Annotated in this window: 12 protein-coding genes, 1 other RNA gene and 1 pseudogene; 8 read left to right on the forward strand and 6 right to left on the reverse strand. The window is 58.0% G+C overall.

The window, feature by feature from the left end; genetic code table 11:
* Positions 1–274: 274 nt before the first annotated feature.
* Together dnaK and grpE are read right to left on the reverse strand one after the other, a co-directional pair.
* Positions 275–2191 (reverse strand): molecular chaperone DnaK, encoded by a 1917-nt coding sequence (dnaK, locus tag ACR52_RS12540; protein WP_048724492.1) that lies wholly within the window; start codon positions 2189–2191, stop codon positions 275–277.
* Between the two features lie 103 nt (positions 2192–2294).
* Positions 2295–2855 (reverse strand): nucleotide exchange factor GrpE, encoded by a 561-nt coding sequence (gene grpE, locus ACR52_RS12545; protein ID WP_048724493.1) that lies wholly within the window; start codon positions 2853–2855, stop codon positions 2295–2297.
* A gap of 254 nt (positions 2856–3109) precedes the next feature.
* On the opposite strand from grpE, the gene recN reads away from it, so the two are divergent.
* On the forward strand, positions 3110–4783 hold the full coding sequence (gene recN, locus ACR52_RS12550) for a DNA repair protein RecN (protein ID WP_048724494.1): 1674 nt from the start codon (positions 3110–3112) through the stop codon (positions 4781–4783).
* An 86-nt stretch (positions 4784–4869) separates the two neighbouring features.
* Here recN and fur read toward each other — a convergent pair whose 3' ends face one another.
* Positions 4870–5274, reverse strand: a complete 405-nt coding sequence (gene fur, locus ACR52_RS12555) for a ferric iron uptake transcriptional regulator (RefSeq protein WP_024077449.1) — start codon at positions 5272–5274, stop codon at positions 4870–4872.
* 98 nt (positions 5275–5372) lie between these two features.
* Between fur and ACR52_RS12560 the strand changes: the two genes are divergently transcribed.
* The gene (locus ACR52_RS12560) at positions 5373–5900 is read left to right on the forward strand and encodes an outer membrane protein assembly factor BamE (RefSeq protein ID WP_048724495.1); all 528 of its coding nucleotides are present in this window, start codon (positions 5373–5375) and stop codon (positions 5898–5900) included.
* A gap of 63 nt (positions 5901–5963) precedes the next feature.
* Here ACR52_RS12560 and ACR52_RS12565 read toward each other — a convergent pair whose 3' ends face one another.
* Positions 5964–6266, reverse strand: coding sequence for an RnfH family protein (locus ACR52_RS12565; RefSeq protein WP_048724496.1), 303 nt, complete (start codon positions 6264–6266; stop codon positions 5964–5966).
* On the reverse strand, positions 6259–6693 hold the full coding sequence (locus ACR52_RS12570) for a type II toxin-antitoxin system RatA family toxin (protein WP_048724497.1): 435 nt from the start codon (positions 6691–6693) through the stop codon (positions 6259–6261). Before ACR52_RS12570 ends, ACR52_RS12565 begins: the two co-directional genes overlap by 8 nt.
* Positions 6694–6861: 168 nt before the next feature.
* Here ACR52_RS12570 and smpB point away from each other — a divergent pair, with 168 nt between their 5' ends.
* Positions 6862–7344: an SsrA-binding protein SmpB gene (gene smpB, locus ACR52_RS12575; RefSeq protein ID WP_048724498.1), complete on the forward strand. Its 483-nt coding sequence runs from the start codon at positions 6862–6864 to the stop codon at positions 7342–7344.
* Positions 7345–7383: 39 nt separating this feature from the next.
* On the opposite strand, the gene ACR52_RS12580 is transcribed toward smpB, so the two are convergent.
* Positions 7384–8151: an FCD domain-containing protein gene (locus tag ACR52_RS12580; protein ID WP_048724499.1), complete on the reverse strand. Its 768-nt coding sequence runs from the start codon at positions 8149–8151 to the stop codon at positions 7384–7386.
* Positions 8152–8413: 262 nt separating this feature from the next.
* Here ACR52_RS12580 and ACR52_RS12585 point away from each other — a divergent pair, with 262 nt between their 5' ends.
* The 5 genes and pseudogenes from ACR52_RS12585 to ACR52_RS29350 all read left to right on the forward strand — a co-directional run.
* Positions 8414–10108 carry a lactate permease LctP family transporter gene (locus ACR52_RS12585; RefSeq protein WP_048724500.1) on the forward strand — a complete coding sequence of 565 codons (1695 nt, stop codon included), beginning with the start codon at positions 8414–8416 and terminating at the stop codon, positions 10106–10108.
* 118 nt (positions 10109–10226) lie between these two features.
* On the forward strand, positions 10227–13037 hold the full coding sequence (locus ACR52_RS12590) for an FAD-binding and (Fe-S)-binding domain-containing protein (RefSeq protein ID WP_048724501.1): 2811 nt from the start codon (positions 10227–10229) through the stop codon (positions 13035–13037).
* 137 nt (positions 13038–13174) lie between these two features.
* Positions 13175–13459, forward strand: coding sequence for a hypothetical protein (locus ACR52_RS12595; RefSeq protein WP_048724502.1), 285 nt, complete (start codon positions 13175–13177; stop codon positions 13457–13459).
* 102 nt (positions 13460–13561) lie between these two features.
* Positions 13562–13955: a transfer-messenger RNA gene (ssrA, locus tag ACR52_RS29345) on the forward strand.
* Between the two features lie 187 nt (positions 13956–14142).
* Positions 14143–14478: pseudogene (locus ACR52_RS29350) on the forward strand (integrase arm-type DNA-binding domain-containing protein); the annotation flags it as partial.
* Between the last annotated feature and the right edge of the window lie 554 nt (positions 14479–15032).

Here is a 15032-nt window from a genome sequence, read left to right on the forward strand (position 1 = left end):
CCTTGCCAAACTCGTTGAGCCCCAATACAGGCCCGGACCCAACTCACGTCAATTCAACGATCCTGGTCATTACTGCTTTTAGCCAGGTACCCGGCCAAAAACGCGGTGACTGTCGCTCGGGAAGCAGGAGCTTTCCCGGTCGCACCGCCAACATCCGAACGTTGTCGCATGTTGTAAAAATTCGCATACCCCAGACACGCCAACGCGGGAGCAAGCTCCCGCGCGGCGACATCGTACCAGTCACCGCTTGAAAGCGGTCAACCGGTCGAGCAGATTACTTCTGCTCTTTAACTTCTTCGAACTCGGCATCGACAACGTCGTCGTGCTTGGCTTCAGGCTCTGCTTGTTGCGCAGCACCATCAGCCGGCTGGCCTTGCTCGGCGTACATTTTCTGAGCGACTGGCGCGGAGACTTTCGACAGCTCCTCAACCTTGGCTTCGATGGTAGCCTTGTCGTCGCCTTTAACAGCGGCTTCCAGGGCAACCACAGCAGCTTCGATTGCGGCCTTCTCTTCAGCAGTCACTTTGTCGCCAGCATCAGCGATCATTTTGCGCGTCGAGTGAACCAGTGCATCGCCCTGGTTACGGGCAGCCGCCAGCTCTTCGAACTTGCGATCTTCATCAGCATTGGTTTCAGCATCACGAATCATCTGCTGAATTTCTTCCTCGGACAGACCCGAGTTGGCCTTGATCACGATCGACTGAGTCTTGCCGGTGGCCTTGTCCTTGGCGCCTACGTGCAGAATGCCGTTGGCGTCGATGTCGAAGGTCACTTCAATTTGTGGCACGCCACGTGGTGCTGGTGGAATCTCAGCCAGGTCGAACTTGCCCAGAGACTTGTTCTGACCGGCTTGCTTACGCTCACCTTGCAGCACGTGAATGGTCACGGCGCCCTGGTTGTCGTCAGCAGTCGAGAACACTTGCGATTTCTTGGTAGGAATCGTGGTGTTTTTCTCGATCAGCGCAGTCATCACGCCGCCCATGGTTTCGATACCCAGGGTCAGTGGGCTTACGTCCAGCAGCAGAACGTCTTTCACGTCGCCGGCCAATACCGCGCCCTGGATAGCAGCACCCATGGCAACAGCTTCGTCCGGGTTCACGTCTTTACGTGCTTCTTTGCCGAAAAACTCGGTCACCAGCTTCTGAACCAGTGGCATACGGGTCTGACCGCCTACCAGGATCACGTCGTTGATCGCGCCAACTTCGATACCCGAGTCTTTCAGCGCAATGCGGCAAGGCTCGATGGTACGTTGAACCAGGTCTTCTACCAGCGCTTCCAGCTTGGCGCGGGAGATTTTCACGTTCAAGTGCTTAGGACCGGTGGCGTCTGCAGTGATGTACGGCAGGTTCACGTCGGTCGAATTGCTCGAAGACAGTTCGATCTTGGCTTTCTCAGCGGCTTCTTTCAGACGCTGCATGGCCAGCGGGTCACCCTTGAGGTTCATACCGCTTTCTTTCTTGAACTCGTCGACGAGGTAGTCGATCAGACGAATATCAAAGTCTTCACCGCCCAGGAAGGTGTCACCGTTGGTGGCCAACACTTCGAACTGGTGCTCGCCGTCAACTTCAGCGATTTCGATCACGGAGACGTCGAAAGTACCGCCACCCAGGTCATAAACGATCACGGTGTGATCGCCCTTGGCCTTGTCCATACCGTAAGCCAGAGCGGCTGCGGTCGGTTCGTTGATGATACGTTTTACGTCCAGGCCCGCGATGCGGCCGGCGTCTTTGGTCGCCTGGCGCTGGCTGTCGTTGAAGTAGGCCGGAACGGTGATCACCGCCTCAGTCACTGCTTCACCGAGGTAGTCTTCGGCAGTCTTCTTCATCTTTTTCAAGATTTCAGCCGAAATTTGTGGCGGCGACATTTTCTGGCCGTTTACTTCAACCCAGGCGTCACCGTTGTCAGCCTTGGCGATTTTGTAAGGGACCATCTTGATGTCTTTCTGTACGACTTCTTCGTCGAACTTACGACCGATCAGACGCTTCACCGCGTACAGGGTGTTATGCGGATTGGTCACAGCCTGGCGTTTGGCCGACTGACCGACGAGGATTTCACCGTCGTTGGCGTAAGCGACGATCGACGGCGTGGTACGCGCGCCTTCGGCGTTTTCGATAACTTTTGCAACGCCGTTTTCCAGCACGGAGACACAGGAGTTAGTGGTCCCCAGGTCAATACCGATAATTTTACCCATGATTTACTCTCCCGAAACTTGAATTTGGTTGCCGCAGCAGTGGTGGCTAACTGCGGTAGCACTTAAACGCTTGACTTATAGATGGGGTGGCTTACAGCGAATTTCAAGCCTGCTCATCAATAGAAGGTGCAAGCGGCGCAGGAGCCTTGCTCACCACTACCATTGCGGGGCGAAGCAATCGACCATTGAGCTGATAACCCTTCTGGAACACTTTCAACACGCTGTTGGGTTCCAGGTCGTGGCTTTCCTGCATGGCCATGGCTTGGTGATGCTCAGCGTTGAACGGCTCGCCGCCTTGCGGATCAATAGCTTCCAGCTGATAACGCTTCAGGGTGTCCTGGAACATTTTCAGGGTCAGCTCGATCCCTTCGCGCATCGGGCGGATGTTTTCGTCATCCGGATTGGACAACTCAAGACCACGCTCCAGGCTGTCGATGATCGGCAGCAAGTCACCTGCGAATTTTTCCAGCGCGAATTTGTGAGCCTTTTCTACATCCTGCTCGGCTCGGCGGCGGACGTTCTGCAGATCGGCGGCAACACGCAAAGACTGATCCTGCGCAGCGGCCAATTGCTCTTCGAGCACTTGCACACGAGTCGCCAGCTCATCACCGGCAGCCGAATTGGCGTCTGGAGTTTGCGTATCCTGCGTCTGTTCGTCAGCCATAGATTTCTCCTTTCAAAATCATGCGCGAACTCAACTCGCGCTTCTGTTCCGGTATATGGGGCCACAATTTCCAGGTTCAAGGGCGCAGGCGTTACCAAAAGTCTTTCGCATGACTCAGATCAACTCCTGCCCCCTCATTCCCTCCAGCGCTAAAAAGGACATCAGATCAAGCAAATCGAGCTAAGCATCAGGATTGTCAGCCCCGAACAAAACACTGTATAAATAACCAGATCTAAAGCCTGGGAGCGGCCGTCATGCTCGTGCACCTGTCCGTACATAACTACGCCATCGTTGAACACCTGGATCTCGAACTTGATCGCGGGATGAGCGTAATCACAGGCGAAACCGGCGCCGGCAAGTCGATCATGCTCGACGCCCTGGGCCTGACCCTGGGTGACCGCGCCGACAGCGGCGTGGTTCGACCGGGCGCGGACAAGGCCGACATCCTGGCCACCTTCGACCTGGTGGACATCCCCGAAGCCGAAGCCTGGCTGGCAGAGCGCGACCTTAATAATGAAGGCCCGTGCATCCTTCGCCGGGTCATCACCGCCGAAGGACGCTCCCGCGGCTATATCAATGGCACGCCCTGCCCCCTTGGCGATTTGAAAGCCTTGGGCGAGCTGCTGATCGACATCCACAGCCAGCATGAACACCAATCCCTACTGAAAACCGATACACATCGTCGCCTGCTCGACGAATACGCCGGCGCCACCGACCTTGCCCGCCAGGTGCAACTGGCCGCCCAACGCTGGCGCCAGACACGCCTGGAACTGGAGCGCCTCTCAAACTCCGGCGATGAACAGCGCGCTCGCCACCAACTGCTCAGCTACCAGCTCGAAGAGCTCGAGAGCCTGGGCCTTGGCGAAACCGAGCTGGAACAACTCGAACAGGAACACAAGAACCTCACCAACGCAGAAACCCTGCTGGGTATTTGCCGCCAGGTGGTGGAGCAATGCAGTGAGAGCGACTCGGGCAATGTACTCAACGCACTGACGGCCAGCCTCAATCGGCTTTCCAGCGTGAACAGTGCCTCTGGCTCGCTGAGTGAAGCCACCACACTACTCACCAGCGCGCAGATCCAGGTAGAGGAAGCCGTAGGTGAACTCAACCGCTTCCTTGATCACTTCGATGCCGACCCGGCGCGCCTGCAAGAAATAGAAGAGCGTCTGGACACCATCTATACACTCGCGCGCAAACACCGCATACAACCCACTGAAGTCGCGGCAATGCAGCAAAAATTGCTGGATGAAATCGAAACCCTGAACGCCAATGATGAATCCATTGGGCGGTTGGGCGACGAACTCGCCTCCTTCGCCCGCCACTACCAGGAGAAGGCTCGCGAACTGAGCGACCTTCGCCAACAGGCCGCTACCAGCCTGGCCGGAGCCGTAGAGCAGGAGATCCAGCGACTTGGAATGCCAGGCGGCCGCTTTACCATCGAACTGCGCACCAACACCAGCAATGAGCTGCAACCCCACGGCCTTGAACAGGTGGAGCTGTTGGTGAGCGCCAACCCTGGGCAGCCACTCAAAGCGCTGGCAAAAGTGGCCTCCGGCGGCGAGCTTTCGCGGATCAGCCTGGCGATCCAGGTAATTACTGCCCAGACATCACGCGTACCAACCTTGGTGTTCGACGAAGTGGACGTCGGCATTGGCGGGCCAACTGCGGAGATAGTCGGCCAACTGCTGCGCCGCCTGGGGGATCGGGGCCAGGTACTTACAGTGACTCACCTGCCGCAAGTGGCGGCCCAAGGGCATCAGCATTTGTTTGTGCATAAAGTACGGGGCAGCGATGCGACACGTACAGCCGTGTCCAAGCTGAACAAGTCGGAGCGCGTGGAAGAAGTGGCGCGGATGCTCGGGGGAATTGACCTGACCAAGGAGTCCTTGGCTCACGCGAAGAAAATGGTCGTGACCACAAGAGCCTAAACCGGCCAAATTGAATGCCGCAGAAAGCACGAAGGCGACCCTGAGGTCGCCTTCGATCGTTTCGCAGCGCAAATTCGCGTCGCTTTTTACTTTTTCTTACGGATGTACAGCACCAGATTGTGGTCGACCAAATCGAACCCATGCTCTTCGGCGATGGCCTTCTGGAGCTTCTCGATTTCGGGGCTGGTGAACTCGATAACCTCATTGGTATCTAGGTCAACCATGTGATCGTGATGACCACCGTCAGCCAATTCAAACACCGCATGACCGCCGTCGAAATTATGACGAACCACCAGCCCTGCGGCTTCAAACTGGGTCAGCACACGGTAAACCGTGGCCAGGCCAACGTCCTCGTTAGACTCCATCAGCGCCTTGTAAACATCTTCGGCACTCATGTGGCGCTGCTCAGCAGAATCGAGCATTTGTAGAATCTTGACTCGTGGCAGAGTCACTTTAAGACCGGCTTTGCGTAGTTCGCTATTTTCAACCATGGTTAGCTTTCTCGCGGATGCTGCTTCGCAGCTTCTCTTAATACGGGTATGATCGGCGTTTACGTTGTCCCAGCCAAGATAGTGGAAGTCGCCCACCGATGCAAAACACCAAGCTCTTGCTAACCAGTTTCACCTTTGTGGGACTGCTCGCACTCGCCGGTTGTTCATTCCCCGGGGTTTACAAAATCGACATCCAGCAGGGCAATGTCGTCACGCAGGATATGATAGACCAGTTACGCCCGGGAATGACCCGACGGCAAGTACGGTTTATCATGGGCAACCCCCTGCTGACCGACACTTTTCATGCCGATCGCTGGGATTATCTCTACAGCATCCAGCCTGGTGGCGGTGAGCGCCAGCAGGAACGCGTTGCCGTCATCTTCAATGGCAATGACCAGCTTGTCAGCCTGTCCGGTGACTTCATGCCCGGCGTAAGCCGTGATGAAGCCTTGCTGGGCAAGGACAACGGCACCAACGTGACCGCGCCTGCGCAGGAAGCCGAGAAGCCGAAATCCGATGTACCGGCCAAGCCAGGCTCCTTGCTCGACAAGATCCAGAAAGACGTCGACGGCGTGGAAACTGTTCCAGTCCCGACGCCACAGCCCCTGGACACCAGCCCACAGTAAGCGTGTGGCGCTCAATAAAAAGCCCGGCATGCCGGGCTTTTTGTTGCCTGCCGATTCGCAGCCTTATGAACCCTGCCGCTTCGCCAGCGCCGCCTTAGCCGCCCGCAGCCTGCGCACCTCTTTAGGGTCGGCCAGCAGCGAGCGGTAAATCTCGATACGATCACCAGGCTTTACGGCGCGTGTATCTGCGTCCGTCACCACCTTGCCAAATATCCCCAAAGGGCAATCAACGAGATCCAACTCAGGGAACTGCGCGGCAATCCCCGACGCCCCCACCGCCGCCCGCAAGCTTGTGCCTGATGGCACCGCTACCGCCAATAAGACTTGGCGATCCACACCCGCATACACCACTTCAATCTCAACCATGCAATTGCTTGGCTCGCTGACAGAACGCGTCCACCAGGGTATTGGCCGCCTGATTGAACAGAGGTCCCAGCGTCGCTCGCACAATGGGACCAGCGTAATCAAACGACAGATCCAGGCTGATCTTGCAGGCCTTTTCAGTCAGCGCCTTGAATACCCAAACGCCATGCAACTGGTTAAACGGACCTTCTTCGAGATTCATCTCGATGGATTGCCCAGGCACCAGGACATTGCGCGTTACAAAGTGCTGGCTCAGCCCGCCCTTGGCCACGCCAACTTTGGCAACCATGTGCTCATCACTGCTCTCCAGCACCTCGGCAGTCGAGCACCAAGGCAGGAATTCCGGGTAACGCGCCACGTCGTTGACCAGGTCATAGAGCGCCTGAGCCGGATAAGGCAGCAGGGCCGAACGTTGAATATGCGTCGTCATGTGAGCGTTATTTCCACAGCTGAGCGGCAAACATCGCGAAAGAACAGCCGTATCCGCGAAAGAAAAAAACCAAAGAACTGCTCGCATTGTCCGGGATTCGTCCAACACGCTCAAGCACGCAGGTTGACCGTAGCCGACACGCTCGCAACTCCCTATAATGCCGCCCCTATGGCTAAACAAAAGAAACACCCCACAGGGACCATCGCGCAAAATAAAAAAGCGCGACACGATTACTTCATCGAACATCGTTTCGAGGCTGGTCTGGTCCTGGCCGGCTGGGAAGTAAAAAGTCTGCGTGCCAGCAAGCTGCAGCTGGTCGACAGCTATGTGCTGCTCAAGGATGGCGAGGCGTGGCTGCTCGGCAGTCATATCACCCCGCTGACCACCGCGAGCACGCACGTGATTGCCGACCCGGTACGCACGCGCAAGCTGCTGCTCAACGCTCGCGAACTGGACAAGCTCGCCGCTGCCGTACAGCAGAAGGGCTACGCCTGCATATGCCTGTCCTGGTACTGGAGCAAGCACCTGGTCAAGTGCGAGATAGCACTGGGCAAGGGTAAGAAGGAATACGACAAGCGTGACACCGAGCGCGAGCGCGATTCCGATCGTGAACTGCATCGTGCCGTACGCAACAAGGGCAAGGAAGAGTAACCCCTTGTGAAAATGTAGCCTCGGGCAACCAGCCCCTGGCTACATGCCTTTACGTCGCTCGGCCCGAGCTACTCGCTGAACCTCCTGACGCATTTCCCCCAACACCTCCTGTACATAAAGCAGATGACGCGTTGAGACTTCCCGCGCCTGCTCAGCTCGCCCTTCGATAATCGCCAGGTACAAATCCCGGTGCTGACTGATCAGCATGTCGCGGGTTTCCGTGCGCTGCTGATACATCCCGCCAATGTTGGTCACCACGTTACGCTTGAGCAGGTCGAACAAGCCGCGAATGGTGTGCAACAACACCGCGTTGTGGCTGGCCTCGGCAATCGCCAAATGAAACCTCGCATCCGCCGCGCCCTCCTCGATTCGGCTCACCTCATCGGAACGGGTATAGCAATCCTGCAGCGCGTCGAAAGCCGCCGTCAGCCGCTCGCGGTCGACCTCTGTGGCGCGCAACGCCGCGTAATAAGCGCAGGACGCCTCAAGCGTCTGGCGAAACTCCAGCAAATCACGCTGGGCCTCAGGGTTGTTTTCCAGCAGGTGCAGCAGCGGATCGCTGAAGGTGGAGCCCAAGGAGTCCGCCACATAGTTACCACCACCCTGGCGACTGATCAGCAACCCTTTGGCCGACAGCTTCTGGATCGCTTCCCGCAAAGACGGGCGCGACACACCAAACTTCTCAGCTAAAGCCCGCTCAGCCGGCAGGCGCTCGCCCGACTTCAGCGTGCCCTCAAGGATCATGCCCTCAAGCTGCTCGACGATATCGTCAGACAAACGGCGCTGACGCACCTGATCAAACCCCATAACTCACTCTCCACGATCCCGACCGCTCGCCGGGGCCTCTATTCTGGCCTATTGCCGCGCGTGCAGCACCTATCAGAACGCCTTCGATTTATCCGATCAGCCCCACCCGGCCACTTCCTTACGACCAAAGTTTCACAGGCGGCAAATTGACACATCCCTATCAAGGCTTTTACTCTAGCCGACAGCGGCTGTAAATTGGTATTACCAATTAACCAAGCTGATTAAATAGTGCCTGACCAACAACAATTAGGGGCCACCCCATATGCAAACCTGGCAACAGCTCTACAGCCCTCTCGGCAGCCTCGGCCTGTCCGCACTGGCCGCCGTTATTCCGATCGTATTCTTCTTCCTGGCCCTGGCCGTGTTTCGCCTCAAAGGCCACGTCGCCGGGAGCATTACCCTGGCACTTTCGATTCTGGTAGCCATCTTTGCCTTCCAGATGCCTGTGGACATGGCGTTGGCCGCCGCCGGTTATGGCTTCGCCTACGGCTTGTGGCCTATCGCGTGGATCATCGTCGCCGCTGTGTTCCTCTACAAACTGACAGTCAAGAGTGGCCAGTTCGAAGTCATCCGCAGCTCCGTGCTGTCGATCACCGACGACCAACGCCTGCAGGTGTTGCTGATCGGCTTCTGCTTCGGTGCCTTCCTGGAAGGCGCGGCCGGTTTTGGCGCACCCGTGGCGATCACCGCCGCGCTGCTGGTCGGCCTGGGCTTCAACCCGCTGTACGCCGCAGGCCTGTGCCTGATTGCCAACACCGCACCTGTAGCCTTCGGCGCGCTGGGCATTCCGATTATCGTCGCCGGGCAAGTCACCGGCATTGATGCGTTCAAGATCGGCGCCATGACCGGTCGCCAGTTGCCACTGCTGTCGTTGTTCGTTCCATTTTGGCTGGTGTTCATGATGGACGGCCTGCGCGGCGTTCGCGAGACCTGGCCGGCTGCGCTGGTTGCAGGCCTGAGCTTCGCCATCACCCAGTACTTCACGTCCAATTTCATTGGCCCGGAACTGCCGGACATCACCTCGGCCCTCGCCAGCCTGATTTCCCTGACCCTGTTCCTGAAAGTCTGGCAACCCAAGCGCACAGCTGGTGCGCAGATTGCCGGCGCCACCTCCAGCGCAGTGGTCACCGCCAGTGCCGGCGGTTTCGGCCTACCGCGCAGCACGGTCGCTTCGCCCTACAGCCTGGGGCAGATTTTCAAGGCCTGGTCGCCGTTCCTGATCCTGACCGTACTGGTAACAATCTGGACCCTCAAGCCGTTCAAAGCGATGTTCGCTGCGGGCGGTTCGATGTACAGCTGGGTGTTCAACTTTGCGATTCCGCACCTGGACCAACTGGTGGTCAAGGTTGCGCCCATTGTCACCAACCCGACAGCCATCCCTGCCATCTTCAAGCTCGACCCGATTTCGGCCACCGGCACCGCGATTTTCTTCTCCGCGCTGATCTCGATGTTCGTACTGAAGATTGATATAAAAATTGGTCTTACCACCTTAAAAGAGACCTTCTACGAACTGCGCTGGCCAATCCTGTCTATCGGCATGGTGCTGGCCTTTGCATTCGTGACCAACTACTCCGGCATGTCCTCGACCATGGCCCTGGTATTGGCCGGCACAGGTGCAGCCTTCCCGTTCTTCTCGCCCTTCCTCGGCTGGCTGGGGGTATTCCTGACAGGCTCCGACACTTCGTCCAACGCCCTGTTCAGCTCGCTGCAAGCCACCACCGCTCACCAGATCGGCGTCAGCGACGTATTGTTGGTCGCGGCCAACACCAGCGGCGGCGTCACCGGCAAGATGATCTCGCCGCAGTCGATCGCCGTCGCCTGCGCCGCCACCGGCCTGGTGGGCAAGGAATCCGACCTGTTCCGCTTCACCCTCAAGCACAGCCTGTTTTTCGCCACAATAGTCGGGCTTATCACCCTCGCCCAGGCCTACTGGTTCACCGGTATGCTGGTGCACTAAGGCCACAAAGCGATAAGAGACGCCGGGCAACGATTTCGGCGTCAGCTCTCCACGAACACGTACCGGCTTATGGCACCCCGGGTCTGAAGGACCTGGTGGTGCTGATCCTGGAGGACCAATGAGTCTGCCTGCTGCTTTCCTTGCTGACGTCGCACAACTGATCCCGAAAGATCGGCGCTTTGACGATGCGCTTTCCACCCTCGCATTCGGCACCGACGCCAGTTTTTACCGATTGATCCCACAGTTGGTGATCCGCGTGGAGTCGGAAGACGAGGTCGTGGCGCTGCTGCAGCTGGCCCAGCGTGATCGTGTGCCGGTGACCTTCCGCGCAGCAGGCACCAGCCTGTCCGGACAGGCCATCAGCGATTCGGTACTGATCGTATTGGGGGATAACTGGAACGGCCGCGAAATTCGCGGGCAAGGCACACAAATCCGCCTGCAACCCGGCGTGATCGGCGCCCAAGCCAATGCCTGGCTCGCGCCGTACGGGCGCAAGATCGGGCCGGATCCGGCGTCGATCAATGCCTGCAAAATCGGCGGTATCGTCGCCAACAATGCCAGCGGCATGTGCTGCGGTACGGCGCAAAACACTTATCACACCCTGGCGGGTATTCGCCTGGTACTGGCCGACGGCAGCCGCCTGGATACCGAAGATGCCGCGAGCGTTATGGCATTTCGTCAGCAGCACGGCCCACTGCTCGAACGCCTGGCGACACTCGGTCGCGAGACGCGGGCAAACGCTGAATTGGCCGCAAAGATCCGCCACAAATACCGTCTGAAAAATACTACCGGCCTGTCACTCAATGCCTTGGTGGATTTCGATGAGCCGCTGGATATCCTCAGCCATTTGCTGGTGGGCTCCGAGGGCACCCTCGGTTTTATCAGCGCCGTGACCTACGACACCGTCATCGATCATCCGAACAAGGCATCGGCACTGATCGTGTTCCCGGACGTCGAGACTTGCTGCAACGCGGTGACCGTCCTGAAAACCCAGCCGGTCTCGGCGGTTGAGCTGCTCGACCGGCGCAGCATGCGTTCGGTGCAGGACAAACCCGGCATGCCCGCCTTCGTACAGCAACTGTCGGAAACGGCCTGCGCGCTGCTGATCGAATCCCGCGCGGCGTCGCCGTCTTTGCTCCACGAACAATTGGCGCTGATCATGGCGTCCCTGGCCTCTTTCCCAGTGGAGAAACAGGTCGACTTCACCGAAGACCCGGTGGAAAACGCCCGGCTCTGGGCGATCCGCAAAGACACCTTCCCCGCCGTTGGCGCAGTGCGCAAAACCGGCACCACAGTGATCATCGAAGACGTGACCTTCCCGGTCGAGCAACTGGCTATCGGCGTAAACCGTTTGATCGAACTGTTCGACAAACACTCCTACGCCGAAGCCATACTTTTCGGACACGCCCTGGAAGGCAATCTGCACTTCGTGTTCACCCAAGGCTTCAACAGCGCCGAGGAAGTCACACGCTATCAAGCGTTCATGGACGACGTGGCGCAATTGGTCGCGGTGGAGTTTGGCGGCTCGCTGAAAGCCGAACACGGCACTGGGCGCAACATGGCGCCGTTCGTGGAGCTGGAATGGGGCAGCGACGCCTACCAATTGATGTGGCAACTCAAGCGCCTGCTTGACCCCAACGGCATCCTCAACCCGGATGTAGTGCTCAGCAACGACCCACAGATTCACCTCAAGCACCTCAAGCCGCTGCCTGCTGCCGATGAGCTTGTGGATAAGTGCATCGAGTGCGGTTTCTGTGAGCCGGTGTGTCCGTCAAAAGGCCTGACCTTAAGCCCACGCCAACGCATCGTGATCTGGCGCGACATCCAGGCGAAGAAACGCGCTGGCATCGACACCACTGACTTGGAAGCGGCCTACCACTATCAAGGCATCGACACCTGCGCAGCCACCGGGCTGTGCGCCCAACGCTGCCCCGTGGGAATCAATACCGGCGACCTGGTGAAAAAGCTACGCAGCCGCGACGCCGACCGTACGAAAACAGCCGAGTGGGTGGCCACCCATTTCGCCACGGCACTGCAAGGCGCACGCTTTACTCTGCATGTGGCCAATGGCGCGCGCATGCTGCTGGGCGCGCCGCGCCTGGCGAAGCTGTCAGCGACCGTTACCAAACTGTCCAAGGGGCAGATCCCTCAATGGACCAGCGCCATGCCGCAGCCGGAAAAAGCCATTCGTTTCAGCCCCCCGGTAACGGACGAGCGTCCACGCGTGGTCTACCTCGCCGCGTGCGTGTCACGCGCCATGGGGCCGGCGGCCGGTGATAAAGAGCAGATGTCGCTGTACGACAAAACCCGTGGCCTGCTGGAAAAAGCCGGTTACCAAGTCGTCTTCCCCGACAACCAGGACAGCCTGTGCTGCGGCCAGCCCTTCGCGTCCAATGGCTACGCCGAACAGGCCGAACACAAGCGCCAGGAGCTCATCGGCGCGCTGCTTCACGCCAGCCGTGGCGGCCTCGACCCGATCTATTGCGACACCAGCCCCTGCACCCTGCGCCTGGTCCAAGACCTGGGCGAAACACGCCTGGACCTCTACGACCCCGTAAGATTTATCCGCACGCACCTGATGTACCGCCTCGACTTCACCCCTCAGGAAGCGCCGATCGCCGTACATGTCACCTGCAGCACCCAACATCTCGGCGAAAGCCAGGCACTGATCGACCTGGCCCGACGCTGCTCCAAAACCGTGGTAATCCCGGAAGGCATCCACTGCTGCGGTTTTGCCGGAGACAAAGGCTTTACCACACCGGAGCTCAACGCCCACTCCCTGCGCTCGCTGAAAGATGCCGTGCAATATTGCAGCGAAGGCATCTCCACCAGCCGCACCTGCGAGATCGGCCTGAGCCAGCATGGCGGCATTGATTACCATGGGCTGGTGTACCTCGTGGACCGCGTGACCCAGGCGCGCGCGCATTAATCCTGCAAAAAAACAGAACCCCTGCGTGCCAGCACAGTCATCTGCATAGGCCTCGGCGATCGAGGCTCATCAGTGATGTCGCTGGCTGCCCTTGAACGCCAGCAGCGTCGAGCCCTATTTCGCAAGGAGATACCCTTATGAAGCGTTCCGCTCTTGCTGGCTTGTTCATTACCGCTGCGATGCTGGCCTCCCCGGTGTTTGCAGCCGGAAAAACCGACCAGCTGTGTCAGATTAATCTCGACAAAATCAACAACGGCAAAGCACTGCTCGCCACCGACACCAGTGGCAAAAGTGGCGAAATCGACACCGCCGTCTCCCAGGCCAAAGCGGCCCAAGCGGCAGGTGATGACAAGAAGTGCATAGAGATCACGTCCAAGGCCCTGCAAGACCTACAGAACAGCGAGAAAGGCGGCAATCAGTAACGCCCCGACGCTCAAGGCCAACCTTCGGGTTGGCCTTCCGTGACCGATTGACGTACACTGCACAGGCTTGTCACTCACTAAGAAACAAAGAGTTACAAGCACGGGGCCGTTTAGGATTCGACGCCGGTCGCGAAACTTTAGGTGCATGCCGAGTTGGTAACAGAACTCGTAAATCCACTGTTGCAACTTTCTATAGTTGCCAATGACGAAACCTACGGGGAATACGCTCTCGCTGCGTAAGCAGCCTTAGCCCTTCCCTCCTGGTACCTTCGGGTCCAGCAATCACCAGGGGATGTCTGTAAACCCAAAGTGATTGTCATATAGAACAGAATCGCCGTGCAGTACGTTGTGGACGAAGCGGCTAAAACTTACACAACTCGCCCAAAGCACCCTGCCCTTCGGGTCGCTGAGGGTTAACTTAATAGAAACGGCTACGCATGTAGTACCGACAGCGGAGTACTGGCGGACGGGGGTTCAAATCCCCCCGGCTCCACCACTTCAACAAAAAAAGACGTCCACGGACGTCTTTTTTTGTGCCTGAAATCCAGTGAATACGGGATTTTCAAGACTGCGAGGAGCTTTCCAGATTTTTTGAGCTCCAGGCGGTTTGGTATTCCCAATGATATTCCCGACTCCCCGGCGCTAATCTTGGGAATACCAAAAGGTGTCATGGAGTACTTCTCATGTGCGCTCAAACCACCCGCCTCTCCGACCGCCAGCTCAAGGCGCTTAAACCGAAAGACAAGGATTACGTCCTCACCGATGGCGACGGGCTCCAGCTGCGAGTCAGGGTCAATCGCTCGATGCAGTGGAATTTCAACTACCGGCATCCCGTCACCAAGAATCGAATCAACATGGCACTCGGCTCTTATCCCGAGGTTTCTCTTGCGCAAGCCAGGAAGAAAACCGTTGAGGCCAGAGAGCTGCTTGCACAGGGCATCGACCCCAAAGCTCAGCGCAATGAGCTGCAGGAAGCCAAACGAGCAGAAACGGAACATACGTTCGAGAACGTGGCCGCGCTGCGGCCTGACGAGCTTCCAGAGCTGCCGGACTCATCTCCAATCGAGGGATACGGTGCTAGCGAAGTCGCTGGCGCAAATCACTCTTGTACGGGGGCTCTGCGCAAAATCGACACTGCAATAAACAGCACACCGACTACCCCCTACCGAGATCATCAACCCATGCTCGCTGACGTAGGACACTGTGGCTCCCAATCGGGCCCAACACGCTGCCTAACGTAGAGAACAGGGCAATGGCGGAGGACGCTTGATGTTCGCCAACACGGTCTCGCGCCTCAATCACTGCCAAGGTGTTCACGCCACTGATAGCGCCGCCCAAGAGAAACTCGATGATCGTTGCCATCCAAGGAAGTGGCTGGCTGAACGGAATGCGCGTCTAGCGACAGCGTGAGCAAAACTGAACGGTTACATAAATGGCACTACCTGTGATCGTTCGGGCTGTCAGAAAAAAACGGCTCTCGATCAAAGAGCAGAGACTAGTCGGATCACCGTGCGGAGCCAACTCCTCAACCAATCCGATAAGGCGCCCGGTGTTTCCCGGCACGGACAGCGTC

The sequence above is a fragment of the Pseudomonas fildesensis genome, assembly GCF_001050345.1.
GTDB classification, from domain to species: Bacteria; Pseudomonadota; Gammaproteobacteria; order Pseudomonadales; family Pseudomonadaceae; genus Aquipseudomonas; species Aquipseudomonas fildesensis.